This is a genomic window from Planococcus sp. TJ-307, assembly GCF_058268435.1.
Window position 1 is genome coordinate 1,104,308 of sequence record NZ_JBZDOJ010000001.1, and the last position, 24,054, is coordinate 1,128,361.

The following is a 24,054-nucleotide window of genomic DNA, read 5'->3' on the forward strand; positions in this document are numbered from 1 at the left end:
TTCAGTCTTTTAGTTATTCTGCCGGCAGCAAGATGGTGGCGACCGTTCCTACTCCCAGTGAGCTTGTTATGATCAGGTCCCCTTGGTGTTCTTGAACAATCTTTTGAGAAATAATCAGTCCAAGGCCTGTGCCGGTTGCTTTTGTTGTATAAAAAGGCTGGAAAATTTCACCCAAATCTTTTTCGGAAATGCCATTTCCGGAATCGCTGAAGCTAATGGACAACATAGAATCCTGTTCAGCTTTGAGCAGGATCCGAATCTCTCCAGGCTCTTCCATGGATTCTATCGCATTTTTTAGTAAGTTGATAAAAACTTGCTTCACATGGTGTTCTTCTCCATTCACATAAAAATCTTCCAGCCAGTCTTTTTTCACCGTGATGCCATGTAAATTCAGCTCTGGGCCAAATAGCAGAAGAATATCATCCAGTGCATTGTGTATGCTGAACTTTTTCAATGCCGAAGCTTGAGGTTTAGCCAAAACTAAGAACTCGCTAATGATTAAATTGATGCGTTCCATTTCAGATTGAATCAAAGACGTATATTCTGGAAACTGATGTTTGGGATCATTGTGCATGATTTGGACGAACCCGGAAATAACGGTCATGGGATTTCTGATTTCATGAGCAACGCCTGCGGCAATTTCTCCAGCCAGCTTGAGTTTTTCAGACTGAAGCATCATTTTTTCTGATTCTTTCTGGTAACTCATGTCCCGTGAGATAATGGACGTAGCAATCACTTTGCCGAACTGGTCGAAGATAGGCGACAATGTCACTTGAGCATGAAAGCGTGTGCCATCTTTGCGGGCGTCCACTGTTTCCAATAGAGAATAGCTTTTGCCTTGCTGGACTTCCCATGTTCGCCTCTCTGCATCTTCTTTCATATCATCTGGATAAAGCGGCAGCGATTTGCCAATGCATTCTTCAGAAGTCCAGCCATACAGTTCTTCAAACGCAGGATTGACGGCAATAATCTTATTATTCGAATCAAACACTGCAATCGCATCTTTGGCAGTTTCAAAAAACAGCTGCAAATATCCTTCTTTCGACAGCAAAGCTTTTTCCATCGATGCATTTTTCAGCTCTAATTGTTTCCAGTAACGGCTGAAATAAATGCTATGAAGCAAAGTGATCGACAATACGGCCAGAAAAAAGACAATGATGGACAATTGGATATAAGGCAGCGGAGCTCTTGCAGTAAAACGGTCAAATACAGTAATGAGAAGTAAAAACTCGAAAGAAGTGACCATCCCCAGCAGGATAATTGGTTTTGTATCGTTGTACAAGGCGGCAGCGATTATAGGCACAACAAAAAAGATGAGTGTAATAGAAGATAGGGATTCCAGGTTTAAAATAAAAACGTGCACATTCATGGCAAACAGAATTGCAAGTTGAAGAACTCGTTCCTTTATTTTGGTGGAAAAAAAAGCTAGCAATACTACATAAGATGCCATGCCAAAAAAAGGAGAAATGATCGCTGAATTCATATCTACCCATTGATTAAGCAAAAAATGCAGGATGCTTGAAAAGCCATATAAATGAATAAATAACTGGTTCCTTTTGCGATTGGTTGCATTGCTATCCATTGTACACCTCGAATTTTCTACATTTTGATTTTTAGCGAGCAAGCTAAGCGGAGAAACTGCTTCGATCTTCCTTAAGCCTGCAGAAAAAAGGCCAAATAGAAAGAACTCTACATGGACGCGATTCAACTGAATTAAAAGACTTTAACTAAATACTATAATACTATAAGACAGGACTGTCCGAACATCCTTGATTTTGATATGATTATAAGACCGAGGAGTGATATAAATGACTTATCAATGGAATCACGACGAAACGATCGAGTTATTAAAAGAAATAGTGGAAATTCCAAGTCCGTCCGGCTATACCATGGACGTCATGAAAAGAATCCGCAGCTTACTGGCACAATGGAATGTTGAACATACAACAACCCACAAAGGTGCAGTAATTGCGACCATCCAAGGGAAAAATCAACAACAACATCGTTTGCTAACAGCACATGTCGATACACTTGGTGCCATGGTAAAAGAAATCAAACCGAGCGGCCGTTTAAAGCTGTCGTTGGTCGGTGGATTTAAATTTAATGCCATTGAAGGCGAAAATTGCCTTGTACATAAAGCCGACGGTTCCACCGTATCGGGAACAATCCTGCTTCATCAGACTACAGTTCATGTCTACAAAGATGCGGGAACAGCTGAGCGCAATGCCGACAATATGGAAGTGCGCCTGGACGAAAAAGCCTTTTCAAAAGAGGCGGTTCAAAACTTGGGGATTGAAGTAGGGGATTTTGTTTCATTCCAGCCAAGGTTTGAAGCAACCGCATCCGGCTACATTAAATCACGGCATTTGGATGACAAAGCAAGCACGGCTTTGTTGCTTCAGCTCGTGAAGCATTTCAGTGAATCAGGAGAAGAGCTTCCTTATACAACTCATTTTTACATTTCGAATAATGAAGAAATTGGTTACGGCGGCAATTCCAGCATCCCAGTGGAAACACAAGAATATATTGCGGTTGACATGGGCGCTATTGGAGATGGCCAAGAGTCGGATGAGTACACGGTTTCTATTTGTGCAAAAGACTCGAGCGGCCCTTACCATTATGGGTTGACTCGCCATTTAATTGCGTTGGCACAAGATAACGCCATCGATTACAAAGTCGATATCTATCCGTATTATGGATCAGACGCGTCAGCTGCCATCAGCGCAGGACATGATGTTAAGCATGCGTTGTTTGGTCCCGGAATTGAAGCTTCCCATTCATATGAACGCACCCATACCGATTCATTAAAAGCGGCGGCAGCATTGCTACACGCATATGTGTTGTCTCCCTTGGTTTCTTAACAGTAAGGAGAGGAATTTCATGAACAGCAAAGAGTTACTGACGGCCATTCCATATAAGCAGATTACAGGTGTGCTACCGGAAACGATCGAACATTTGACAATAGATTCCCGTGACATTAAAGCAGATTCGATGTTTGTCTGCATTGCGGGCTATACAGTGGACGGCCACAATTTTGCCCAGCAGGCAGCCGATCAAGGAGCTACCGTGATCGTGGCAGAAAAACCATTAACCATCGACAATGCAACAGTAGTCATTGTTGAAAGCACTTCGCGGGCCCTTGGCTTGTTAGCGACAAAATTTTATGACTATCCTTCCAAGCTTCTCCATATGACAGGTGTGACGGGCACTAATGGCAAAACCAGTGTAGCAGGGATATTGCATTCAATGCTGATGAAGCTCGGAGAAAAATCAGCGCTGACTGGAACCATCGGCTTTGATTTGAATGGCCAATTGCATGCATCAGCCAACACAACAAACGATGCGCTCACGACCCAGCAAATGATTGCACGTGCCCGTGATGAAGACTGCTCGCACATGACGATGGAAGTGTCCTCGCATGGATTGATACTAGGGCGCTTAGCAGGTGTCGAGTTTGATACCGCAATTTTCACCAATTTGACGCATGACCACCTGGATTTTCACGGGACGATGGAAGAATATGGACATGCCAAAAGCTTGTTGTTTTCGCAGCTTGGCCAGGATCTGGCAAATCAGAAACAAGCTATTTTAAATGCTGATGATCCATGGTCTGATGAAATGGCGAAAATGACTCCGCATCCGGTTTACACATATGGAATCCAAAACCAAGCCCAGTTCCAGGCAAAAGATATCCAATTGACAAACGAGGGGACAACTTTTACGTTGAAATGCACAGAAGGCCAGTTTCCAGTGAAAATGAAACTGCTTGGTGAATTTAATGTTTCCAATGCTTTGGCGGCCATTACAGCTTTGTATGCAGAAGGCTATAATTTGAATGAAATCCTGAAAGCACTGGCAGAAATTGCGCCAGTAGAAGGACGGATGCAAAAAGTTGACCTGGACGTGCCCATTTCTGTTTTTATCGATTACGCGCATACGCCCGATGCTATTGAAAAAGCGATTGAGGCAGTGCAGGATTTTAAAGAACAGCGCATTATTTTCCTGGTAGGCACGGGAGGCAACCGCGACAAAACAAAGCGTCCCATCATGGCTGAAAAAGCATCTGTTGCAGATTATGTAGTTTTAACAACGGATGATCCGCGCGATGAGAGCTACGAGAGCATTTTAGGAGATTTGGAAACGGGAATGACCCATAACCACTTTGCCTGCATTGGTGATCGTGAAGAAGCAGTAAAGCATGCTGTTCAACAGGCGCAGCCAGGAGATATTGTCATCCTGGCTGGAAAAGGACATGAGGATTACCAAATTATCGGCAACACCAAGTACCCACACAGCGATAAAGAAATTGCGATTCAAGAAGCAATGAAAAAGTTTCAGTAAAAAGGAGCCTTTAAAGGCTCCTTTTTTCTGCAGGCGTTAAAATTCCTTGTTTTTTTCAGTTGCCTTCTCTAAGATGAAGAGAGTAGATTAAAGGAGCGTATAAACATGTCAGACCAATTAAAGAATGAAATTCAAAATAGAAGAACCTTCGCCATCATTTCCCACCCGGATGCCGGGAAAACGACCTTAACGGAAAAACTACTGTTATTCGGTGGAGCTATCCGTGACGCTGGAACGGTTAAAGCCAAAAAAAGCGGCAAGTTTGCTACATCCGACTGGATGGAAATCGAAAAGCAGCGGGGCATTTCTGTAACTTCTTCCGTCATGCAATTTGACTATGATGGACACCGCGTCAATATACTGGACACGCCTGGTCACCAGGATTTCAGTGAAGACACTTATCGTACCTTAATGGCGGTTGATAGTGCTGTTATGATTATTGATGTCGCCAAAGGAATTGAAGCGCAGACCGTCAAGTTATTTAAAGTTTGCAAAATGCGCGGCATTCCAATTTTTACGTTTATCAATAAAATGGACCGCCAAGGCAAAGAACCGTTGGAATTGATGGAAGAACTGGAAGAAGTTCTTGGCATCCAATCCTATGCAATGAACTGGCCAATCGGTATGGGCAAAGAGTTTCTTGGTATTTATGACCGTTTTAACAAGCGCATTGAACCGTTTCGTTCAGAAGGCGATCGTTTTCTTGAACTTGATGAACAAGGCAAAATGATCCAAGATCACGAAATGAAGAAAACTTCTTATTACACACAGGCAATGGACGACATTGAATTGCTGGATGAAGCAGGTAATGATTTTTCTATTGACCGAGTGAAAAAAGGTGAACTGACACCGGTATTCTTTGGCAGTGCGCTGGCTAACTTTGGTGTCGAAACGTTTTTAGAAACGTACTTGCAATTTGCACCGTCGCCGCAACCGCGCGACACGCAGGAAAATGAAGAAATTGATCCAATCGATATGCCTTTCTCGGGTTTTATTTTCAAAATTCAAGCCAATATGAACCCGGCTCACCGCGATCGGATTGCTTTTGTGCGAATTGTTTCCGGCAAATTTGAGCGTGGGATGAACGTAACATTGGCTCGCACTGGAAAAGTCTTTAGGTTGTCGCAAACAACGCAATTTTTGGCAGATGATCGGGAGATGGTCAACGAAGCTGTAGCAGGCGACATTATTGGTCTTCACGATGTCGGGAATTACCAAATTGGAGATACCATTACGAGCGGTAAGAAGTTTCAATTTGAAAGTCTGCCGCAATTTACCCCGGAGCTTTTTGTCAAAGTTACCGCAAAAAATGTTATGAAACAAAAGCATTTCCATAAAGGCATACTTCAGCTGGTACAAGAAGGCGCTATCCAATATTACAAAACGCTTCATTTAGAAGAAGTTATTCTTGGTGCAGTAGGCCAACTTCAATTTGAAGTGTTTGAACACCGCATGAAAAATGAATACAATGTGGATGTGCGGATGGAGCCGGTTGGTTCCAAAATCGCCCGCTGGATTGAGAATGAAGAAGATGTGAAAGAATCCATGTCCAGTGGACGTTCGATGCTCGTTCGCGACCGTTTCGACAATTATGTCTTTTTATTCGAGAACGAGTTTGCAACACGCTGGTTCCAAGATAAAAATCCAGGCATAAAATTATACAGTCTGTTATAAAAATGAAAACCTGCTGCTGGCAGGTTTTTTTGTTTTTTTCAAAAAAGTGGCATATAGGTGAACAACTGTTGTAAAGTTTGCGGTTGCAGGTATTTTTTCTTATGATAGAAAGAGAGGGAAAGAGGGTTAAGCAGATGAAAATAAGCGATTTTTCGATAAAAAGGCCAGTTTTTACACTGGTAATTATGTTTTTGATCATTATCTTGGGAGCGGTATCGTTTACTCGTATTCCTATTACTTTAATCCCCGAGCTTAGTCCTCCAATTGGTGTGGTAGTGACCAATTATCCAGGCGCGAGCCCGACAGAAGTAAGTGAAAAAGTGACAAAACCCCTGGAGGCAAGCTTGTCAACATTGCCAGGAATTGAATCGATTCAATCAAACAGCCAAGAAGGCTCAAATTTTATTTTACTGGAATTTGATTGGTCAACTGATATCGACGATGTCCAAACTGATATCATGCAGCGGATTGACCAGACACCAATCCCGGATGATTCAAATGATCCTCGTTTTTTAAAGTTTGACCCTTCACAATTCCCAATTTTGCAGCTGTCATTGCGTTCAAGTGATCCGGATGCTGACGTGCGGGTAATTGCAGAGGAACTGGAAACAGAGCTTCGCCAAACAGATGGTGTGGCGAGCGTTAATATCTCAGGTTCTTTAATAGAAGAAATTCAAATCGAGTTAAACCAGGCTGAGTTGGAAGAACGTGGCCTGCAGCAATCGGATGTTGTCCAGCTGATTCAGGCAAACAATATCTCATTGCCAGGAGAACCGATTGAGACAGAAGACGGGCGTAATTTAACCACTCGGATCATCAGCACCTTGACCAATGTAGACGAAATTCGTGATTTGGTTTTAACGATTGATCCGATCGAAGGCAATAATGTCACAATCGGCGACATAGCTAAAGTCAATGTTAGTGAACGCGAAAGCAACAGCGAAACAAGAACGAACGAAGAACCAGCTGTTTTGCTGTCGGCGCTCCAAGAGTCTCAGGCAAATACAGCGGATGTTTCGGATGCTTTCCAAGAGAGATTGGATGAACTGCTGAGCGAAGAGCGCTTTGAAGGAGTCGAAGCAGACATCCTGTTCGACCAAGGTGACTATGTCAAACTAGCCATTGGGAATATTGGCCAGACATTGGTTCTGGGTGGTCTATTTGCCATGTTAGTTTTGTTTTATTTCCTTCGTGGCATTAAAAGCCCAATTATTATTGGAGTCGCGATTCCATATTCGGTCATTGTTACGTTTGTTCTCATGTTTTTTGCCGATTTTGCGCTAAATATTCTAACCTTAGGTGCATTGGCATTGGGTATAGGGATGCTCGTGGATAATGCAATCGTTGTAATCGAAAATATCGAACGTCATTTGGCGATGGGCAAAAAGGCCAAACAGGCAGCGTCAGATGGTGCAAAAGAAGTTTCCGGTGCAATTATTGCCTCTACTTTGACAACTGTAGCGGTTTTTATTCCGGTCATCTTCATTTCTGGTTTAATAGGGGAAATATTCTTTGAGTTTGCCTTAACGATTTCGTTTAGTCTTTTCGCTTCCTTAGCGGTTGCGCTGACCGTCATTCCGATGATGGCCTCGCGAATGCTGGGGAAACCCGGTATGAAACCGAAAGTACAAAAAGACACTTCAAGAAGTGTCAAGGCGTTTGAGGGGTCCGTAGTTTGGGCACTGCGCCATAGAATTCTTGTACTGTTAACTGCATTGGTGTTGTTGGTCGTTGGAGCTTTCGGTGTCATGCAAGTAGGTACAGAGTTTATTCCAGCAACTGATGAAGGTTTTGTTAGTGTTTCAGTTGAACTCGAAAATGGATCTTCCAGAGCTGCAACGGACGAAGTGGTTAACTTAATCGAAGAAGAATTGAAAATTGAAGAAGAAGTAGATGTCTACGTCAGCTTGGTTGGCTCGACGCAGCAAGATCAGGCGCAGGACGCCTCCCAATCGAATACGGCTGAAATTTATGTGAAGCTCGTGGACTTAGCGGATCGTGACCGTTCAATTTTTGATTTTGTGGATGATGTGCAACCACGAATTTTGGAAACTGTGGGAGACCGTGCATTGGTTAGCTTTAATTTGCAAACAGCTGCTGGTTCTTCACCAAACACATTGTCATTCACTGTAACGGATACGGATCGTGCACGCTTGGATACAGCCGTCGCTGATATAGAAGCTGCATTAGAAAATCTTTCAGAAGTGACCGAGTTAACGAATGATCGCCAGGAAACGATTGACGAAATCCAAATGACCATCAATCGGGAAGCAGCGACCGAATACGGGCTGCCTCCGGCTCAGATAGCACAAACGGTCAATAACATCACGCGTGGTGTGTTGGCTACACAAGTATTGACAGAGAATGATGATGTTCTTAGCGTATATGTGGCTTATGGAGAAGAAGAAAGAGACAGTCTTGAGCAGCTTCGGGCTTTGACTCTTCGGACGCCTTCAGGAGAATTTGTAGAGCTTCAGGAGTTGGCAGACATTGAAGTGGCTCAAGGCCCAGTCAGCATTCAACGGGTAGACCAGGCAGATAGTGTTTCTTTCACACTTCAGCACCAATCAAGCATCACTTTGGGAGACATGTCAGATCAAGTGGATACAACAATTGAGGAATTGGACTTGAATGAAAATACGGTAGTGTCATTCGGTGGCGACCGAGAGCTGTTGGACAACTCGATAAACGATATGATGATGGCTGTGGTACTAGCTATTGTTCTCGTCTACATTGTCATGGCAGCCCAGTTCGAATCCTTTAAATACCCACTGGTTATCATGTTTACTGTACCATTGATGGCAATTGGTGTAGCAATCGCATTGTTTGTTACGCAGACGCCGATCAGTATTACTGCCGTTATCGGTATACTGGTTCTGGTAGGAATTGTCGTCAATAACGGGATTGTGCTGGTGGACTACATCAATCAGCGGAAAGAAGCGGGCATGAATTCTTATGATGCCATTATTACTTCGGTCCATGATCGCCGCCGTCCGATTTTGATGACGGCCTTGACGACGATACTGGGACTATTGCCATTAGCAATTGGAATCGGTGAAGGTACAGAAATCAACCAGCCAATGGGAATTACTGTAATTGGCGGACTGATCAGTTCGACCTTGCTGTCACTTTATATTGTGCCAATCGTGTACAGTCTGTTTGATAAAGAAACGAGAAGAATGAACAAAAAGTAAGCCTTCGGGTTTACTTTTTTTCTTTTTCTGCAAGTTAATAAAGAATTTAGTATGATGGGAGAAAAGGGAGCTGAAGCTATGAAAGAAGTGGTATTTACAGGCTTTCCAGGTTTTATTGCCAGCCAATTAATTCAAAAGCATGCACAGAAAAATGATTCTATTGCTGCCATTGTTTTATCGTCAGAACGTGCAAAAGCTGAGACGGAAGCTGAACGCATTCAAAAAGAGACAAATTGTCGAAGCATCAAACTAATAGAAGGAGACATTACAAAAGATGGACTGGGATTGTCCAAAAGCGATAAAGCATACCTGATGGAAAAAAATATAGTTTTCTGGCATCTTGCAGCTATTTATGATTTGGCTGTTCCCAGAGATATTGCTTGGAAAGTCAATGTGGAAGGAACACAAAAGGTAAATGAGTTTATCAGTGAGTTGCCCAGACTGGAGCGTTATGTATACTTCAGTACCGCCTATGTAGCTGGTAATCGACAAGGAATCATTTACGAAAATCAATTGGAGCGACCGGGAGTTTTTAAAAACTTTTACGAAGAAACCAAATTCGAAGCGGAACTGCTGGTGGTGGAACTAAAGAAAACAGTACCCACTTTAATCATTCGTCCTGGCATAGTTCGTGGGCATTCGGTAACAGGCGAAACAATCAAGTTTGATGGTCCATACTTTTTCTTGAATCTGATCGACCGACTCAAATGGTTGCCAATAATTCCATATGTAGGACACTCGAACTCATACATCAATGTTGTGCCAGTCGATTACATTTTGGATGCTTCTATTTACCTCAGCGAACTGGAAGCGGCGTCAGGTGAAACTGTACATTTGACTGATCCCACTCCTCATCCTGTTGAAGAAGTGTATCGAAGTATGGTCCAATCAATGACAGGAAAGAAACCGAAAGGACGGTTGCCACATAGTATGGCTAAAATTTCGCTGTCTTTTGGTCCTGTAAGAAAAGGGCTAGGTGTTGAAAAAGAAACGCTGGATTATTTAACTTGGTCAGCTGATTTCGACACGCAAAATGCACAGCGGTTGTTGGAAGGGAGCAATATACACTGTCCGGATTTTCTGGAAACCATGCCGGCGATGGTACAGTTTTACAATTTGCATAAAAAAGACAAAAATTTTCAAATCTCCATTATTTAAACTACCACTCTAAATTAAATGGTGCTATACTGACATTACAAAATAATACACTTTGACTTTCAGTCAAGGGGGAGTAGCTATGGGGAAACCTATTTCACAGTCGTCAAGACATGGTTAGTAGCCATCGGTTGTGATAGCAAATTTTATTTGCTTAGCGAGACCTTTGCCTTTATTTAGGCAGAGGTCTTTTTTGTGGGGAAAAATAGGGAGGGAAAAACGGAATGGAAGCAGTATTATTGGAGTATGCTTGGGTCTTATTGGTTTTAGTAGGGCTTGAGGGGTTGCTGGCTGCAGACAATGCAGTAGTAATGGCGGTCATGGTGAAGCATTTGCCAAAAGAGCAACAGAAAAAAGCGTTATTTTATGGTTTGGTGGGGGCTTTCGTCTTCCGTTTTGCAGCATTGTTCATGATTACATTGCTGGTTAATATTTGGCAGATTCAGGCACTTGGAGCAGCATATCTCTTGTTTATTTCAATCAAGAGCATTTATGATCAGCGCAAAGGGGACACGGACGAAATTCTCGAAGGCGTAGATGCACCTGCGAAAAAAGGATCAAGCTTTTGGATGACGGTATTAAAAGTTGAATTGGCTGATATTGCTTTTGCCATCGACTCTATGCTTGCAGCGGTTGCATTGGCTGTTACCTTGCCTCACTTGAATGTATTTGGAATGGATGACATTGGCGGTATAAACTCTGGCCAGTTTATGGTCATGCTTGCCGGTGGATTAATTGGTGTTATTATCATGCGATTTGCAGCCCATAAATTTGTTCAATTGCTTGAAAAATACCCACAACTCGAAACAGCTGCGTTCGTTATCGTTGGTTGGGTAGGAGTCAAATTATTGGTCATGACCTTATCACACGAAAATGTAGGCGTCTTGCCGCACGACTTCCCGCACTCAACACCATGGACACTGGTCTTCTGGACAGTATTACTCGGCATCGTAGTTGTAGGCGGTCTGCTTGGAGTTAAACAAAACAAAGATCAAGCTAAAGAACACGAGGCAAAATAGATAATGAATTTAGGTTAAGAGTAGAAAAGTGCATTGATTCCATTTCAATGCACTTTTTCTTTGTCTTATTTTAAATGAGGTTTATGGAATTGAAATAAGGCGGACCACCCACAAAAGAATTGGCAATTGGGCGAATATATGAGAGAAACAGAAAACCTGCCTCTTTTCAATCGAATCCTTCAAAGTTACAATCAAATAGGCAGTGACTTTGAGAAGAGGTGAATGATGTGCTTTTGTCTTCATTAAGCGGGAGATTTGGATGTATTGAAAAATCCAATGCTGAAATAATGGTATTACAAGCACAAGGCGGTGACGAACAGGCGCTGCACGATTTGCTTTTTTCTTATGCACCTTTTATGAAAAAAACCGCTTCTCAAATATGCAAACGATTTATTGACGATCACGATGATGAATACAGTATTGCTTTGGCGGCTTTTAATGAGGCAATCCAAAAATTTGATCAAACCAATAATGCTTCATTTCTGACATTTGCCCATATGGTCATTCGAAGGCGAATCATCGATTTTATACGCAAAGAAAGTCGCAGAGAAGAATTTAGCCATGATTTTATGCCGTCTGCAGATCCGGAAGGGCATAATGGCATCGCAGATCATGCAGCATCTTATGCGCATACAATTGAGCAACAAGATCAAAAAAGACGTGAAGAAATTTCCTTGTATGAAGAAATGCTTCAAGAGTTTGGGTTATCATTTCGCATCTTGGCCAAGGTATCACCAGTTCACGAAGATGCACGCATTACGGCTATTCAAATCTCGCAGTTGGTGGCCGAAACAGATGAATACAGGAACCACTTGGTGGACACGAAGAAATTGCCTATCAAGGAAATTGAGAAACTGGTCAAGGTATCTCGAAAAACGATTGAACGAAATCGGAAATACATAATTGCAATGGCTTTGCTTCAAATGAGCGATCTGCATTTTTTAAAAGATTACTTAAAGGGGCGGTTAAACTAATGCGCATACAATCAGGAATATGCATTGAATCAAACCAAGACCGCTCGGTATTTCTAGTGAAAAATGGTGAATTTGTTCGAGGAACGCCGACCGGCACCCCTTTAATAGGAGAAGAAGCCTTTTTTTATCCATTCGAAAAACAACCATTGCTTCGCTGGCAGTCAGCTATGGCTCCAGTGTTAGCAGCAGTAGCAGCCCTTGCTTTCTTTGTATCTGCTTTAGCATTTCCAAAGGAAGAGGCATTTAATTATGTTCAGGTTGAAATCAATCCAGGCATTGAACTGGGACTCAATGACCAGTATGAGGTTGTTTCGATTCGAGAGCTGAACAGCGATGGACATGACTTGATTCACGAATTGGGTAACTGGAAAAATGATTCGGTGACGAGTGTCTTGGATCGCGTGTTTGTGTTGGCTGTAACTGAACAAACTCAACAAATCACCATTACTTCGGTTGAAGAAGATGGCAACAATCTGGATCGGTCTATAAAAGAATTTGTTTTAGCCCTATCTTCAGTTGCAAAAAATGAAAACATAGCGATTCAAATGAAAGAGGCTACTCGGGCACAATGGCGTCAATCGAAAGAAGATCTTGTGCCTATGGGCCAATTGATTGATAAAGCTGAAACCTTAAAAATACAAAAAGAACCCGAAGTTCAGGTTCCTGTAAGAGAAAGTGAACCAAATTCTACTCCGAAAGAAGAAAGTTCAATAAACGAACAAGAAACATCAAACGATAAAAAAGCAGAAGATCCAATTCAACAAAACAATGAAAGCAAAGAAACAACTATTCAAAAAGAAACGAATGAACCCAAATCTCCAGAAAAGAAAGTCGTTCCGCCAATCGTGGAAAAGAAAAGTGAGGCTGCAAAGCCAGAACCGCAAAAAACACCCGAACAAACTAATATGAAGGATAAACCATCAGAAAAAAATGAGAATACCCCTCCAGTGAAAAAACAGCATGAAGAACCTAAACCAAAAGAAGTACCTTTTGGAGAAGAAGAACAGAAAACACCAGCAGAGAGCGAACAGAAGGAAAGTGAAGCGCCACGCCAGCAAAAAAAGGATGATGCTCCCAATGCCACTAGTTCCACTGTAGAGAAAGAATCCCGTAATCTGTCAGGACAAGAAAAAAATAAAAAACAGCCACCCGGCAAAGAAAAGCAAAAAGAGCAAGAGAAAAAAGACAATGCCGCTAAACAGAAAAACCAGCAAAACAATAACGGAAAAGAGTAGGAAATTTTTTCTACTCTTTTTCGGTATTTTGTTTCAAGTCTCCTAGTGAATGGGTAGAAAAGCAAGTTTCTAATTATGAAAGCTCTAGACATTCACGAGCTATTCAAAAACCGTATGGCTAGTCCTTTTGCACAAGAGCAATCATCTTTACGTGAACTTAAAGTAGTAGAAATCAGACCCATTCGCAAATTCAACTGCTTATAGCTAAATAGATTTTCGATTTCTCTTTCTTTTTATCTATTCTTTTCATAGAATGGGGAGAGAGTAAAACGTTGAAGGGAATCTATGTCTTATGAATAAAACATTTCAAAAAGTGCGGAATCTTACACCTGCCCAGGCGATTGTTTCGTATTATTTTGTCGCAATTGCCATTTCCTTCTTATTACTAAGGTTGCCAAATGTCCATAAACCTGGAATGACGATTCCTTTGATTGACAGCCTGTTTACAGCTGTAAGCGCTGTGAGCGTAACCGGTTTGACTGTTATAAACGTGGTCGATACTTATACCACTTTCGGTATCGTTGTTTTGATGTTTATTTTGCAGCTGGGTGGCATTGGCATTATGTCCATAGGGACGTTTTTTTGGCTTCTTGTCGGTAAACGCATCGGGTTGCGTGAGCGCCAATTAATAATGGTGGACCATAATCAATCGAGTATGTCGGGTGTTGTAAAATTGATTGTGGAAATCGTAAAAATTTTACTGTTGATTGAAGCGGTTGGAGCACTTATTTTAACGCTCTACTTTACGCAATATTTTCCAACGTTTCAGGAAGCATTGCTTCACGGCGTTTTTGGATCTATAACTGCCACAACAAACGGAGGATTCGATATTACTGGAGAATCCCTGGTGCCTTACTTTAATGATTATTTCGTTCAAATCATTAACATGATTCTGATCATATTAGGAGCTATTGGTTTCCCGGTTTTGATTGAAGTAAAAGAATTTTTGTCGAACAAACAAAAGCATTTCCGTTTTTCGTTGTTTACGAAAATCACGACTAGTATTTTCGCTATTTTATTGGCTGTCGGAGCCATTGGTATTCTGCTATTGGAATCGTTTCGGGCATTTAGAGGAATGAGTTGGCACGAAACAGCATTTGCAGCAATCTTCCATTCGGTGTCGTCGCGTTCTGGTGGCTTGGTAACAGTCGATATTACGCAATTCAGCGAGGCGACCAATATTTTTATGAGTGCATTGATGTTTATTGGGGCTTCTCCAAGTTCTGCAGGAGGTGGGATCCGGACCACGACTTTTGCCATCGCCATCCTGTTTTTGATAAACTTTGCACGTGGGAAAAACACCATCCAAATCTTCAAGCGCGAAATTGAATTGATTGATGTTTTTCGTTCGTTTGCCGTTATTTTTCTAGCAGTTTTCATGGTATTGACGGCAACGATCACATTGCTTATTACCGAGCCGCAGGCAACGATTGTCGAAATTATATTTGAAATTACATCAGCGTTTGGAACATGCGGAATGTCTTTGGGCATCACGAGTGATCTTTCAGAACCCGGGAAGTTTATCATTATGGCGCTGATGTTTGTGGGGCGAGTTGGTTTGATTTCATTCCTCTTTACAATCGGCGGCAAAACAGACCCAACAAAGTTCCATTATCCAAAAGAGCGTGTAATCATTGGCTAATATTCTGAACGAATCTTGGAAGATGTTATTTTAATGAATAAAGACTATAATTAGTGTAACGTAGCTTAAACAGTGGAAAGAGTGGATAGCATGAACGAAGAAATCAAACAATCACTAAAATTATTTATTGTGCTGTCGCGTGCACATAAAGCCATTACCGAACAGACCAATCATTTCTTTCAGGCAAGCGGAGTCAATCCGACAGAATTTGCTGTCTTGGAGCTTCTGTATCATAAAGGAAAACAGCCGCTGCAAAAAATAGGTGGAAAAATTCTGTTGGCAAGCGGTTCGATTACCTATGTGATTGATAAGCTCGAAAAAAGAGGTTACATTACCCGAGTGAATTGTCCGAGCGATCGACGTGTGACTTATGCTGAGATATCGGAGCAAGGCAAAGAGTTCATGGCACAGATTTTCCCGGAACACGAAAAGAAATTGCACGAGCTCACAGATGCGTTATCAAGTGAAGAGAAAGAACAAGCAATCGAATTAATGAAAAAATTGGGGTTATCCATTAAAGACTTATCTTACTAATCATACAAAAGGCCTTCCGCAAGTCGGAAGGCCTTTTGTATGTGTAAGAAAGAAGTTTAGTTTTATTCTTCCGGTGAATCGATCGTACTTCCCATAGCGATAAAATTTTCTGTGGCATTGACAGTACTGTCATCAAAAATTGTCAAGCGCACCAACAGGTTCTCGTTTTCAAAAACAATACCGGTCACGGTGCCTTCGGTGCTTGGCACTTCATATGCTGTAGATTGATCAAAATCTTCTCCGTCAAATCCTGTAACTTCAGCAGGTTCTTCCTCCGGATTTACAGCTTGAAGAGTCTGGATCATGTTTTCCTCAGCGGCTGTAAAATCGATTTCTCCAGGAGCAAAAGTCTCGATGCGCATAAAGACGGCAGAATTATCAACGGCGAAAAGCGAATCTTTTTTAGGTTCTTCAGCAGTTAGTTCGTAGCCGTCAAGAACATACAATTCATAATTTTGTCCATCACTTTGTGTCAGAGTGCCGGCGGGATCAGCGTCTTCAGTATCTGTCTCTTCTTCAATTTCACCAGCGGGCTCACTGTCATCTGTCACTTCATCTGTTTCATCAGCCGACTCACTGTCTTCCGTTTCTTCGGCAGTTTCTTCAGCTGGTACACTATCGTCTGTTTCTTCTGCTACTACTTCTTCAGTCGCTTCGTCAGGAGAAGACCCAGTGTTTTCTTCGGCAGTATCAGACGATCCACAAGCTGCCAGAACGACGCCAACCGTCAGGACAGATGATAATAAAAATAAATGCTTCTTCATAAAAAAATTCCTCCTTATCGGTTTGTCTAGTAGACGTTCGAAAAGGAGGAATGTTTCATTTTATACCGGAAGAGGCAAAACAAGGAATAGGAGTATAATCATAACAAGATGAGCAACAATGATAAGAGGCAGGCTCCTTTTCCATTCGTAAAGCAAACCCAAAATCAAGCCTGCTGAGATACCTGCTGCTACACCCGGCCAAAACCCGCTTAATGCTAGGGCAGAGCCGAAAAGAATGGAACTGATCAAAATCGAAAGTGGAGTGGACAAGTATTTCTTCAATTTTTGTTGGACCAAGCCCCTCCAAAAAACTTCTTCACCTGGCACAATGATAAACATCAGGAGAAGATAATGCCAAATCGAAACCGGCGCAAATGCAGACAAAAAGGAGGCTACTGGCCCGGATATGTTAAAAGGAGAAAGCAGCACCAGTTGAAATCCACCAGCAATAAGGGCATAAAGAACAGTTCCATAACCTAAGCCATAAATGAGTGATTTCCACGTGACGAGTTCATCGAAAATCTTGACGAATATAATAGCGAGTGACATAAGGATCAGCATCGCAAATGTATACATATACCAGAAGATGGCGGTGTTTTCAAATGCTAAATTATATAAATAAAAAGCCAGGGGCAGCATCAAAATCAAAGGATGCTGTTTCAAAAAATTAATCATGTAAATCCTCCTAAAAATCACAGCTGCAAGGACAAAGATGTCCCACTTGTTTGTTTACTGTATACTATTTCCTAGTACAGATCTTTAGCATCTGTATATTAGGGTGGCTTTCAAAAATACTAGCCAAAATCGATAATGTTCATTCGTCTAGTATTATAACAGAAGGGCTCATTAAAACTAAGGCAAAAGGGGAACAATTCATGAATGACTATAACCAGCAACTCGAAAATTTGAAAAATGGGGAACTCGAATCCATTACAATTGCGAAAGAAGATTTCCTGGATTTTCGCACCGTCTTGATTGCACGAGAAGATTTCAAGCATTTCAGAGGTACAGCTTATCACCATGGAACTACTGTCTATACATACACAGTGGAACCATCAAAATAAATGAAAGTGAAGCGGGGGATAATGTGGAGAAATTAACGAAAGCTAAAGCGCAGTTGAACAGATTGGTAGTCGGCAGAGAAAAAGAAATTGATTTTATGCTAATTGCTTTGATTCAAGGGGGGCATGTCTTGCTCGAAAGCGTACCGGGTTCAGGCAAGACATGGATGGCTAAAGCATTTGCTGGATCGTTTGCCGGCCGTTTTCAACGAATTCAATTCACACCAGATGTCTTGCCGTCAGACGTGACCGGCATTCGTTTTTTTAATCCGCAAACTCAAGAGTTCGAGCTGCGTGCAGGGCCTGTCCAAACCAATCTGCTGTTGGCGGATGAAATCAATCGTGCAACACCGCGGACGCAGTCGAGCTTGTTGGAATCGATGGAAGAAAAACAGGCAACGATCGATGGGGAAACCATCCAATTGCCAGATCCGTTTATCGTCATCGCTACTCAAAACCCAGTCGAATCACAGCAGGGAACTTTTCCGCTTCCTGCAGCACAGTTGGACCGTTTTCTATTTCGATTGGAAATTGGTTACCCCAAATACGAAGAAGAGCTGTCCATCATCCGGAACTTCCGCGACAATGTTTCCCATAAAAAAGAAATTTTTCCGGTGGCATCCATCGAAGATGTTCAGCAATGGCAAATTGATGCTAGCAAGATAGCGGTTCACGAAGACATCGAAACCTATATTTTGGCGCTGGTTCGGGCTACTCGCGAACATCCTTCCATTGAGCTGGGTTTAAGTTCCCGTGCGGCGCTGGCGCTTGTTCATGCTGCTCAAGGGAAAGCCTTTGTGGAAGGACGGCAGTTTGTAACGCCGGATGATGTGAAATACATACTCGAACCTGTCGCAGTCCACCGTTTGATGCTGACTGCTGAAGGCATGCTTGTTCATGAGCCACGTGCTATTTTACACGAAATTTCAAATTCAGTGCCTTCACCGGTAGAGGCATTTTAGATGGTGTGGATCCGTCATACTGACGATACGAAAAATATGAAATGGGTACTAGGATTTTTACTGGTCTTATTTTTTATGGCTATGGCATTTTTGCAGTTTTTGGCGGCAGCGGTCATCAGTTTTGCCGCAGCAGTAGTCGGATTGCAACTCCTTTATTTGGAGTATGCCGGGAAGAAGCTGCTGTTCCAAAATGAACGGATGCGCAAACGCGTGCTTTACGGAGGGGATTCTTCTTGGGAGCTCGTTTTTAAAAATGACGGCTTGCCAATTTGGGGAGGCCAATTGAAAATTTGGTTTTACGATGCAGTGGAACCAAAAGAAATAGATGCAGCAAGTTACGGAGACCTGGTTGAGCTTGATCTGCCTTTTACCGTTGGCAGCAAGCAAACCATTAAAATCGAGGTGCCCATTACAGGCAAAAAGAGAGGGCTGTCACGCATCCAAAAAATGGAGGTACTTATTCCGCAGCCATTTGGAGAAGGCAGTTTGACTCTGGAGTACAAACTGGCAATTTTACAAGAACAGCTCGTTTTTCCTAAATTGCAAAATTACCCTTTTCGTTCCACGCCGTCCCGGCACAAGCCTGGCCAATTCAATTTGCGGCATTCCCTATTTGATGATGCTTTTCAGCCGATCGGCACACGCGACTATGTCTCAACAGATCAATTCAATCAAATTCATTGGAAAGCCAGCGTCAGAATGCAGAATTACCAAACCAAAATCTTTTCGCAAGTGGCCAATGAATCGATGCTGTTTGCACTGAACGTCTCTGCTCTTTATGGGACCATCCACGATTTGGAAGAGCGAATTGAAGAATTGGCTTCGTACGTAGAAAATTGCTTTCGTGCGGGAGTGCCGTATGCACTGGCGATAAATATTCGCTCAGCGGGTAAGATGCCTTATTTATATTTGTCTGCGGGACAAGGCCAGAAGCAACGCCAGCAGGCATTGGAATTGCTGTCGATCATTTCAAAAAACAGCGCTACACTTTCTTACCGCGCGATGCTTGGACATTTGGACATCCACACAGAATTGCCTTACACGACCTACCTATTGACCGGTGAGCCGAAAGAGGCTGTGCATTTTATTACCAAATGGAGCAGCCAAACAGAATTAACGGTCTTGCTGGGCGGAAAGGAACGTGATTTGGCATGACGGCGCGCTTAGTATCGGCCATTTATTTTATGTTGGATGCTTTTATTATTTCCATGGTTCTGGTTTTTGTTTCTAGTGAGACGGCATTGCCGGTAGTTTGGATTTGGCTGTTGGCAGCCATGCTGATGGCGTGTAGTTCTTATTTTTTGTTTTCAAAAAAAACGTATCGAGTAACGTGGGTCGTCGGTATTGCACTTGTTGCCGCGGCTGTTATGTGGACCGGAGGGATGGCATTATGGCTGGCCTTGATTTTAAGCATGCTATCTGTTTACTTGCTCCATGTCCGCTACTCAGTCCGATATGAAGGGTTTAATCACGGTTCCCAATTTTTGATGAAGTTTCTGGTAGTTTTCAGCATCATCTGGGTTATTTTACTGCTGAACCCGGAACCGCTGTCAAGCCGTTTACTCTTCACTCTTGTCCCTGTTGCGGTGTTGTTTTATGTAGCATTGCACTTGGTATACAGCTACCTTCACTCTAAGGCTGATGGTGCGCGGTTCAGCCAAGTTGTCGGTGCTTTTGGCACGCTTGCCATTCTCCCTGCAGTTGCGGCGATCGGTATATTTTGGATTGCTGATGAAGTTCGGAGTTTGGCTGGTTGGGCTGTTGGAGGCGTGATAAAACTGTTGTTTTGGCCACTTGCTCTGGTTCTTGAGCAGGTCACTGAGTTTTTGTCGGCTCTGTCGACTGAGGAAGAAATGCAGGAGACGATCGAAAAACTGGGTCCGGATGCAGAAGCTGTTCAAAACGATTTGGCAGTAAGCGAAGCCGTACCGACCGATTTTCCCGTTGAAATCTTCTTAGGCATTGCAGTACTGGCATGCGCCATAGCATTGGTGTATTGGGTGCGAAAAATAAAACCTGATTCACAAGAACCGGTGGAAGAAAATAAGGTCAGCATTACCAGGCATGACCACGCCTCAGTAGAGCAGCTTGTGCCGAGGCCGGCTGCACCTCATAGCCAGAATCTGGATCTCCATCAAATTCGGGAGGCTTTTCGGGAATTGGAGATGTTGGCAACAGAACAGCAAGTGGGACGCAAAAAATATGAGACGGTCCGTGAATGGACAGCAAGACTGCACTGGGACGTAACCGATTCTTTTTTCAAGACTTATGATCGGGTCCGGTATGGAGACATGCAATTGCCAGACTCCCAGGCCATGGAGTTTATCGGCGAAATTACAGAAATAAAAAGGAAATATTTAAATGAACATGTTTAAAGAACTTGGAAGAAGGGCATAATATACAAGAACACAGCAACATTCTCATTTCCCCCTTTTGTGGTCGGTCCGTTATACGGGTCGGCTTCTTTTTTTGCATTTTTTGAGTGGGAAATAAGTAAAAAATGTACAATATGTTCTTTTTAAAAAGAAAAGTGAATATCCTGAAGATTTTTGCTAAACTGAAGATAGATACAGAAGGAGGAAATACATATGAAGCTCGGATTTATTGGGACTGGAGTTATGGGCAATAGCCTGGTCAAACATTTACTGGACCATAAGCATGAGGTTTTCATCTATACAAGAACGGCCCAAAAAGCAGAAAACCTGATTGAAGCAGGTGCTATTTTAGTAGAGTCGCCTCAACAAGTTGCTGAAAATAGTGAAGTCATTTTCACCATGGTCGGTTATCCTTCCGATGTTGAAGAAATTTATTTTGGTGATAAAGGCATTATTCACCATGTGAAGACCGGGTCAGTGCTTGTCGATATGACAACTTCAAAGCCGCAGTTGGCGCAGCGGATTTTTGAAGCAGCGGCTGAAAAAGGATTACATGCCTTGGATGCTCCTGTATCTGGCGGGGATGTAGGTGCCAGAAATGCGGTTCTATCCATTATGGTTGGCGGTGAAAAAGAAGTTTTCGAACAAGTTAGTCCTTTGCTGAACCTATTTGGGGAAAACGTGGTATTTCAAGGCCCAGCGGGTTCTGGACAACATACTAAAATGTGCAACCAAATTAACATCGCAAACAATATGATGGGAGTTTGTGAATCACTGGTCTATGCAAAAAAAGCAGGTCTTGATCCAGAACGAGTCTTGCGTTCTATATCTTCCGGGGCAGCCGGCTCATGGTCATTGTCGAATTTGGCACCGAAAATGATTAACGAAGATTTTCGACCGGGCTTTTACATTAAGCATTTTATTAAAGATATGAAAATTGCTGCAGAAGAAGCAGAAAACTGGGGTTTGAATTTGCCGGGCCTTCGATTGTCACTTAGCATGTACGAAGAAGTGGCAGCCCAAGGATATGAAGATAACGGCACACAGACCTTGATCCGGCATTATGATGCATAAGAAAACCGGAAACCTATAAAGGTTTCCGGCTAAAGTTCAGCTTTAGTCAAAATAAGATTTTTTCGGCGAATAAAACCGGTCAAGTTGCCGGGGCTGGTAGGACTTGGTAAAATTGGAGACAGCCGCTTCTTTTTTCTGCGGCTCTAATCCGGTCAAAGTCCGCAAAATTTCTTTTGCCACTTTTAAATTCATTCGGCTTGGTGGATTACGGTATGTATCATCCAGATTGCCTAAATGCTCAAGTGAAGAAAAATCGTCTTTTTTCGGGAGCATATGAAAATAGTAATTGCCGCATTTTACGAGGACGGAAGATTGTTGTTGGCTTTTCTGAGGATTTTTGCTGAAGTGCAAACCGACTTTTTTAGCGCGTTGCTTTTCGATCATAAGATTTAATGCTTCTTTTTTCAATGCATACAAATATTGATTGTCGGGGGCAGTTTTTGCATGCCGATTAACTGTGAAGATGGCTTGTGCAATATCTGAATCAGACTTAGCAGCAGACATGGACTCATTCCTTTCATTTAAAAATATTGATATTTTCATCTCCATCATATCAAAATTTTCAGTCACTGTATACTCAAGGGGCATATGTGAAAAAAGGGGAATCCATTCGCTTTGTAGAACTAATGAATACAAGTGAAAAGATCTAAAATCACTGGTTGTAATCTAATTTAAAGGGGATGTTTGCATGTTTACGGATCAAACGATTATTGTTACAGGCGGATCGAGCGGCATGGGGCTGCATATGGCTAAAAAGTTCGCTTCAGAAGGTGCCAATGTTGTCATCACAGGGCGTGATATGGACAAATTAAACGAAGCAGTGAAAGCGATTACAGGAAGCCGTGGCTCAGTTGAAGTGTTTCAAATGGATGTACGAGAACACGAACATGCGAAAGCCATGGTACAGTTCGCACACGAAAAATTTGGAAGAATCGATGGACTGGTCAACAATGCTGCCGGCAACTTTATTGTGCATGCAGAAAAACTATCGCCAAATGGCTGGAAGTCGGTAATTGATATTGTATTAAATGGCACTTTTTTCTGTTCTCATGCAGTCGGCAATTACTGGATAGAGAACGGTACGAAAGGCAATATTATAAATATGTTAGCCACTTATGCTTGGAATGCCGGAGCAGGTGTTGCACACTCAGCTGCAGCAAAAGCGGGTGTTATGTCTTTGACGCGGACACTTGCAGTTGAATGGGGAACTCAGTTTGGCATCCGGATTAACGGCATTGCCCCTGGACCCATCGAGCGGACCGGCGGAGCTGATAAACTTTGGGAATCCGAGAAAGCAGCCAAACGGACGTTGGAGTCAATTCCGCTTGGCAGACTCGGAAAACCTGAGGAAGTAGCGGAGCTTGCTGCTTTTATTATGTCGGATAAAGCTTCTTACATGAATGGAGAAATCGTTACTTTGGACGGCGGCCAATGGCTGAACAAATTTCCTTTTTAAGGTATTTTGTGCACCAATTAAATAGTTTCAGGAATCCTGATGTGTTATGATGAAGTCTGAATGGATGGCATCTAATACAAGCGATGCAAAAGGAGTAGAGTACATGATTTCATTACCAAGCAGAGATTTTCTGGATACACCGATCGAAGACTATATCATTTCTTCCGAAAAAGTTGCACATGTTCAAATGGGCAATAGTGCCGAACATGCGTTACTCGTGTTGACGAAGACGGGCTATTCAGCCATTCCGGTACTGGATTTAAAATATCGCTTTCGCGGTTTGATCAATGCACAACGGATTACTGATGCAATTCTCGGAATGGATCATATAGAATACGAACGGCTTTCTGATATCCGCGTGGAAGATATTATGGAAAAAGACTTGCCTTTGATCCACATTAACGAACGTTTTCAAAAAGCGCTGGATATGGTCATCAACCAAAATTTTCTGTGTGTCATTGACGATGAAGAAATGTTCATGGGAATCTTGACGCGGCGTGTTGTGTTGAAAAAGTTGAAAAAACAAATTTATCAATTAAAAATTTAACCAAGCATCGCAGAAGGTCTCGTTCTAGAGGCCTTTTTTATGCTTAA

At 42.4% G+C, this 24,054-nt stretch carries 21 protein-coding genes; 17 read left to right on the top strand and 4 right to left on the bottom strand.

Features of this window, described 5'->3' with window-relative positions; genetic code table 11:
• Positions 1 to 13: 13 nt before the first annotated feature.
• Complete coding sequence (locus AC4EHK_RS05325; RefSeq protein WP_490977745.1) at positions 14 to 1,582, bottom strand: ATP-binding protein; 1,569 nt, start codon at positions 1,580 to 1,582, stop codon at positions 14 to 16.
• A 226-nt stretch (positions 1,583 to 1,808) separates the two neighbouring features.
• Between AC4EHK_RS05325 and AC4EHK_RS05330 the strand changes: the two genes are divergently transcribed.
• The 10 genes from AC4EHK_RS05330 (at position 1,809) to AC4EHK_RS05375 (ending at position 15,768) form a co-directional block, all read left to right on the top strand.
• Positions 1,809 to 2,861 (top strand): M42 family metallopeptidase, encoded by a 1,053-nt coding sequence (locus tag AC4EHK_RS05330; protein WP_490977746.1) that lies wholly within the window; start codon positions 1,809 to 1,811, stop codon positions 2,859 to 2,861.
• Between the two features lie 19 nt (positions 2,862 to 2,880).
• Positions 2,881 to 4,341, top strand: a complete 1,461-nt coding sequence (locus AC4EHK_RS05335) for a UDP-N-acetylmuramoyl-L-alanyl-D-glutamate--2,6-diaminopimelate ligase (RefSeq protein ID WP_490977747.1) — start codon at positions 2,881 to 2,883, stop codon at positions 4,339 to 4,341.
• Between the two features lie 105 nt (positions 4,342 to 4,446).
• Complete coding sequence (locus AC4EHK_RS05340) at positions 4,447 to 6,015, top strand: peptide chain release factor 3 (protein ID WP_490977748.1); 1,569 nt, start codon at positions 4,447 to 4,449, stop codon at positions 6,013 to 6,015.
• A 134-nt stretch (positions 6,016 to 6,149) separates the two neighbouring features.
• On the top strand, positions 6,150 to 9,209 hold the full coding sequence (locus AC4EHK_RS05345) for an efflux RND transporter permease subunit (RefSeq protein ID WP_490977749.1): 3,060 nt from the start codon (positions 6,150 to 6,152) through the stop codon (positions 9,207 to 9,209).
• A 78-nt stretch (positions 9,210 to 9,287) separates the two neighbouring features.
• Complete coding sequence (locus AC4EHK_RS05350) at positions 9,288 to 10,367, top strand: SDR family oxidoreductase (protein ID WP_490977750.1); 1,080 nt, start codon at positions 9,288 to 9,290, stop codon at positions 10,365 to 10,367.
• A gap of 221 nt (positions 10,368 to 10,588) precedes the next feature.
• Positions 10,589 to 11,383, top strand: coding sequence for a TerC family protein (locus AC4EHK_RS05355; protein WP_490977751.1), 795 nt, complete (start codon positions 10,589 to 10,591; stop codon positions 11,381 to 11,383).
• Positions 11,384 to 11,610: 227 nt separating this feature from the next.
• Complete coding sequence (gene sigI / locus AC4EHK_RS05360; RefSeq protein ID WP_490977752.1) at positions 11,611 to 12,357, top strand: RNA polymerase sigma-I factor; 747 nt, start codon at positions 11,611 to 11,613, stop codon at positions 12,355 to 12,357.
• A 56-nt stretch (positions 12,358 to 12,413) separates the two neighbouring features.
• Positions 12,414 to 13,592: an anti-sigma-I factor RsgI family protein gene (locus tag AC4EHK_RS05365; RefSeq protein WP_490977753.1), complete on the top strand. Its 1,179-nt coding sequence runs from the start codon at positions 12,414 to 12,416 to the stop codon at positions 13,590 to 13,592.
• 292 nt (positions 13,593 to 13,884) lie between these two features.
• Positions 13,885 to 15,234, top strand: a complete 1,350-nt coding sequence (locus AC4EHK_RS05370; protein WP_490977754.1) for a TrkH family potassium uptake protein — start codon at positions 13,885 to 13,887, stop codon at positions 15,232 to 15,234.
• Between the two features lie 90 nt (positions 15,235 to 15,324).
• Entirely contained in the window at positions 15,325 to 15,768 is a 444-nt protein-coding gene (locus AC4EHK_RS05375) for a MarR family winged helix-turn-helix transcriptional regulator (RefSeq protein WP_142826163.1), read from the top strand.
• Between the two features lie 62 nt (positions 15,769 to 15,830).
• Here the strand turns inward: AC4EHK_RS05375 and AC4EHK_RS05380 are convergent, their stop codons facing one another.
• Together AC4EHK_RS05380 and AC4EHK_RS05385 are read right to left on the bottom strand one after the other, a co-directional pair.
• Positions 15,831 to 16,532, bottom strand: a complete 702-nt coding sequence (locus AC4EHK_RS05380; protein WP_490977755.1) for a DUF8580 domain-containing lipoprotein — start codon at positions 16,530 to 16,532, stop codon at positions 15,831 to 15,833.
• 60 nt (positions 16,533 to 16,592) lie between these two features.
• Positions 16,593 to 17,207 carry a CPBP family intramembrane glutamic endopeptidase gene (locus AC4EHK_RS05385; RefSeq protein WP_490977756.1) on the bottom strand — a complete coding sequence of 205 codons (615 nt, stop codon included), beginning with the start codon at positions 17,205 to 17,207 and terminating at the stop codon, positions 16,593 to 16,595.
• A 200-nt stretch (positions 17,208 to 17,407) separates the two neighbouring features.
• Here AC4EHK_RS05385 and ykzS point away from each other — a divergent pair, with 200 nt between their 5' ends.
• The 5 genes from ykzS (at position 17,408) to AC4EHK_RS05410 (ending at position 22,004) form a co-directional block, all read left to right on the top strand.
• Positions 17,408 to 17,596 carry a protein YkzS gene (gene ykzS, locus AC4EHK_RS05390; RefSeq protein WP_490977757.1) on the top strand — a complete coding sequence of 63 codons (189 nt, stop codon included), beginning with the start codon at positions 17,408 to 17,410 and terminating at the stop codon, positions 17,594 to 17,596.
• A 23-nt stretch (positions 17,597 to 17,619) separates the two neighbouring features.
• Positions 17,620 to 18,555 carry an AAA family ATPase gene (locus AC4EHK_RS05395; protein WP_490977758.1) on the top strand — a complete coding sequence of 312 codons (936 nt, stop codon included), beginning with the start codon at positions 17,620 to 17,622 and terminating at the stop codon, positions 18,553 to 18,555.
• Complete coding sequence (locus AC4EHK_RS05400; protein ID WP_490977759.1) at positions 18,556 to 19,710, top strand: DUF58 domain-containing protein; 1,155 nt, start codon at positions 18,556 to 18,558, stop codon at positions 19,708 to 19,710. It abuts the gene before it with no gap.
• Positions 19,707 to 20,930 (top strand): hypothetical protein, encoded by a 1,224-nt coding sequence (locus AC4EHK_RS05405; protein WP_490977760.1) that lies wholly within the window; start codon positions 19,707 to 19,709, stop codon positions 20,928 to 20,930. Before AC4EHK_RS05400 ends, AC4EHK_RS05405 begins: the two co-directional genes overlap by 4 nt.
• Positions 20,931 to 21,143: 213 nt before the next feature.
• Positions 21,144 to 22,004, top strand: coding sequence for an NAD(P)-dependent oxidoreductase (locus AC4EHK_RS05410; protein ID WP_490977761.1), 861 nt, complete (start codon positions 21,144 to 21,146; stop codon positions 22,002 to 22,004).
• 42 nt (positions 22,005 to 22,046) lie between these two features.
• Here AC4EHK_RS05410 and AC4EHK_RS05415 read toward each other — a convergent pair whose 3' ends face one another.
• Positions 22,047 to 22,508 carry a YkyB family protein gene (locus AC4EHK_RS05415; RefSeq protein WP_490977762.1) on the bottom strand — a complete coding sequence of 154 codons (462 nt, stop codon included), beginning with the start codon at positions 22,506 to 22,508 and terminating at the stop codon, positions 22,047 to 22,049.
• A gap of 184 nt (positions 22,509 to 22,692) precedes the next feature.
• Between AC4EHK_RS05415 and fadH the strand changes: the two genes are divergently transcribed.
• Positions 22,693 to 23,460 carry a 2,4-dienoyl-CoA reductase gene (gene fadH, locus AC4EHK_RS05420; protein WP_490977763.1) on the top strand — a complete coding sequence of 256 codons (768 nt, stop codon included), beginning with the start codon at positions 22,693 to 22,695 and terminating at the stop codon, positions 23,458 to 23,460.
• Between the two features lie 103 nt (positions 23,461 to 23,563).
• On the top strand, positions 23,564 to 24,007 hold the full coding sequence (gene cbpB / locus AC4EHK_RS05425) for a cyclic-di-AMP-binding protein CbpB (protein ID WP_490977764.1): 444 nt from the start codon (positions 23,564 to 23,566) through the stop codon (positions 24,005 to 24,007).
• Positions 24,008 to 24,054: the final 47 nt, after the last annotated feature.

Bases quoted from the DNA above. Each gene is read 5' to 3' on its own strand.
- ykzS (WP_490977757.1), top strand. From the start codon at position 17,408: ATGAATGACTATAACCAGCAACTCGAAAATTTGAAAAATGGGGAACTC.
- AC4EHK_RS05340 (WP_490977748.1), top strand. From the start codon at position 4,447: ATGTCAGACCAATTAAAGAATGAAATTCAAAATAGAAGAACCTTCGCC.
- AC4EHK_RS05370 (WP_490977754.1), top strand. From the start codon at position 13,885: ATGAATAAAACATTTCAAAAAGTGCGGAATCTTACACCTGCCCAGGCG.
- AC4EHK_RS05375 (WP_142826163.1), top strand. From the start codon at position 15,325: ATGAACGAAGAAATCAAACAATCACTAAAATTATTTATTGTGCTGTCG.
- AC4EHK_RS05325 (WP_490977745.1), bottom strand. From the start codon at position 1,582: ATGGATAGCAATGCAACCAATCGCAAAAGGAACCAGTTATTTATTCAT.
- AC4EHK_RS05415 (WP_490977762.1), bottom strand. From the start codon at position 22,508: ATGTCTGCTGCTAAGTCTGATTCAGATATTGCACAAGCCATCTTCACA.
- AC4EHK_RS05385 (WP_490977756.1), bottom strand. From the start codon at position 17,207: ATGATTAATTTTTTGAAACAGCATCCTTTGATTTTGATGCTGCCCCTG.
- cbpB (WP_490977764.1), top strand. From the start codon at position 23,564: ATGATTTCATTACCAAGCAGAGATTTTCTGGATACACCGATCGAAGAC.
- fadH (WP_490977763.1), top strand. From the start codon at position 22,693: ATGTTTACGGATCAAACGATTATTGTTACAGGCGGATCGAGCGGCATG.
- AC4EHK_RS05380 (WP_490977755.1), bottom strand. From the start codon at position 16,532: ATGAAGAAGCATTTATTTTTATTATCATCTGTCCTGACGGTTGGCGTC.
- AC4EHK_RS05405 (WP_490977760.1), top strand. From the start codon at position 19,707: ATGACGGCGCGCTTAGTATCGGCCATTTATTTTATGTTGGATGCTTTT.
- AC4EHK_RS05410 (WP_490977761.1), top strand. From the start codon at position 21,144: ATGAAGCTCGGATTTATTGGGACTGGAGTTATGGGCAATAGCCTGGTC.
- AC4EHK_RS05400 (WP_490977759.1), top strand. From the start codon at position 18,556: ATGGTGTGGATCCGTCATACTGACGATACGAAAAATATGAAATGGGTA.
- AC4EHK_RS05335 (WP_490977747.1), top strand. From the start codon at position 2,881: ATGAACAGCAAAGAGTTACTGACGGCCATTCCATATAAGCAGATTACA.
- AC4EHK_RS05350 (WP_490977750.1), top strand. From the start codon at position 9,288: ATGAAAGAAGTGGTATTTACAGGCTTTCCAGGTTTTATTGCCAGCCAA.
- AC4EHK_RS05345 (WP_490977749.1), top strand. From the start codon at position 6,150: ATGAAAATAAGCGATTTTTCGATAAAAAGGCCAGTTTTTACACTGGTA.
- AC4EHK_RS05355 (WP_490977751.1), top strand. From the start codon at position 10,589: ATGGAAGCAGTATTATTGGAGTATGCTTGGGTCTTATTGGTTTTAGTA.
- AC4EHK_RS05330 (WP_490977746.1), top strand. From the start codon at position 1,809: ATGACTTATCAATGGAATCACGACGAAACGATCGAGTTATTAAAAGAA.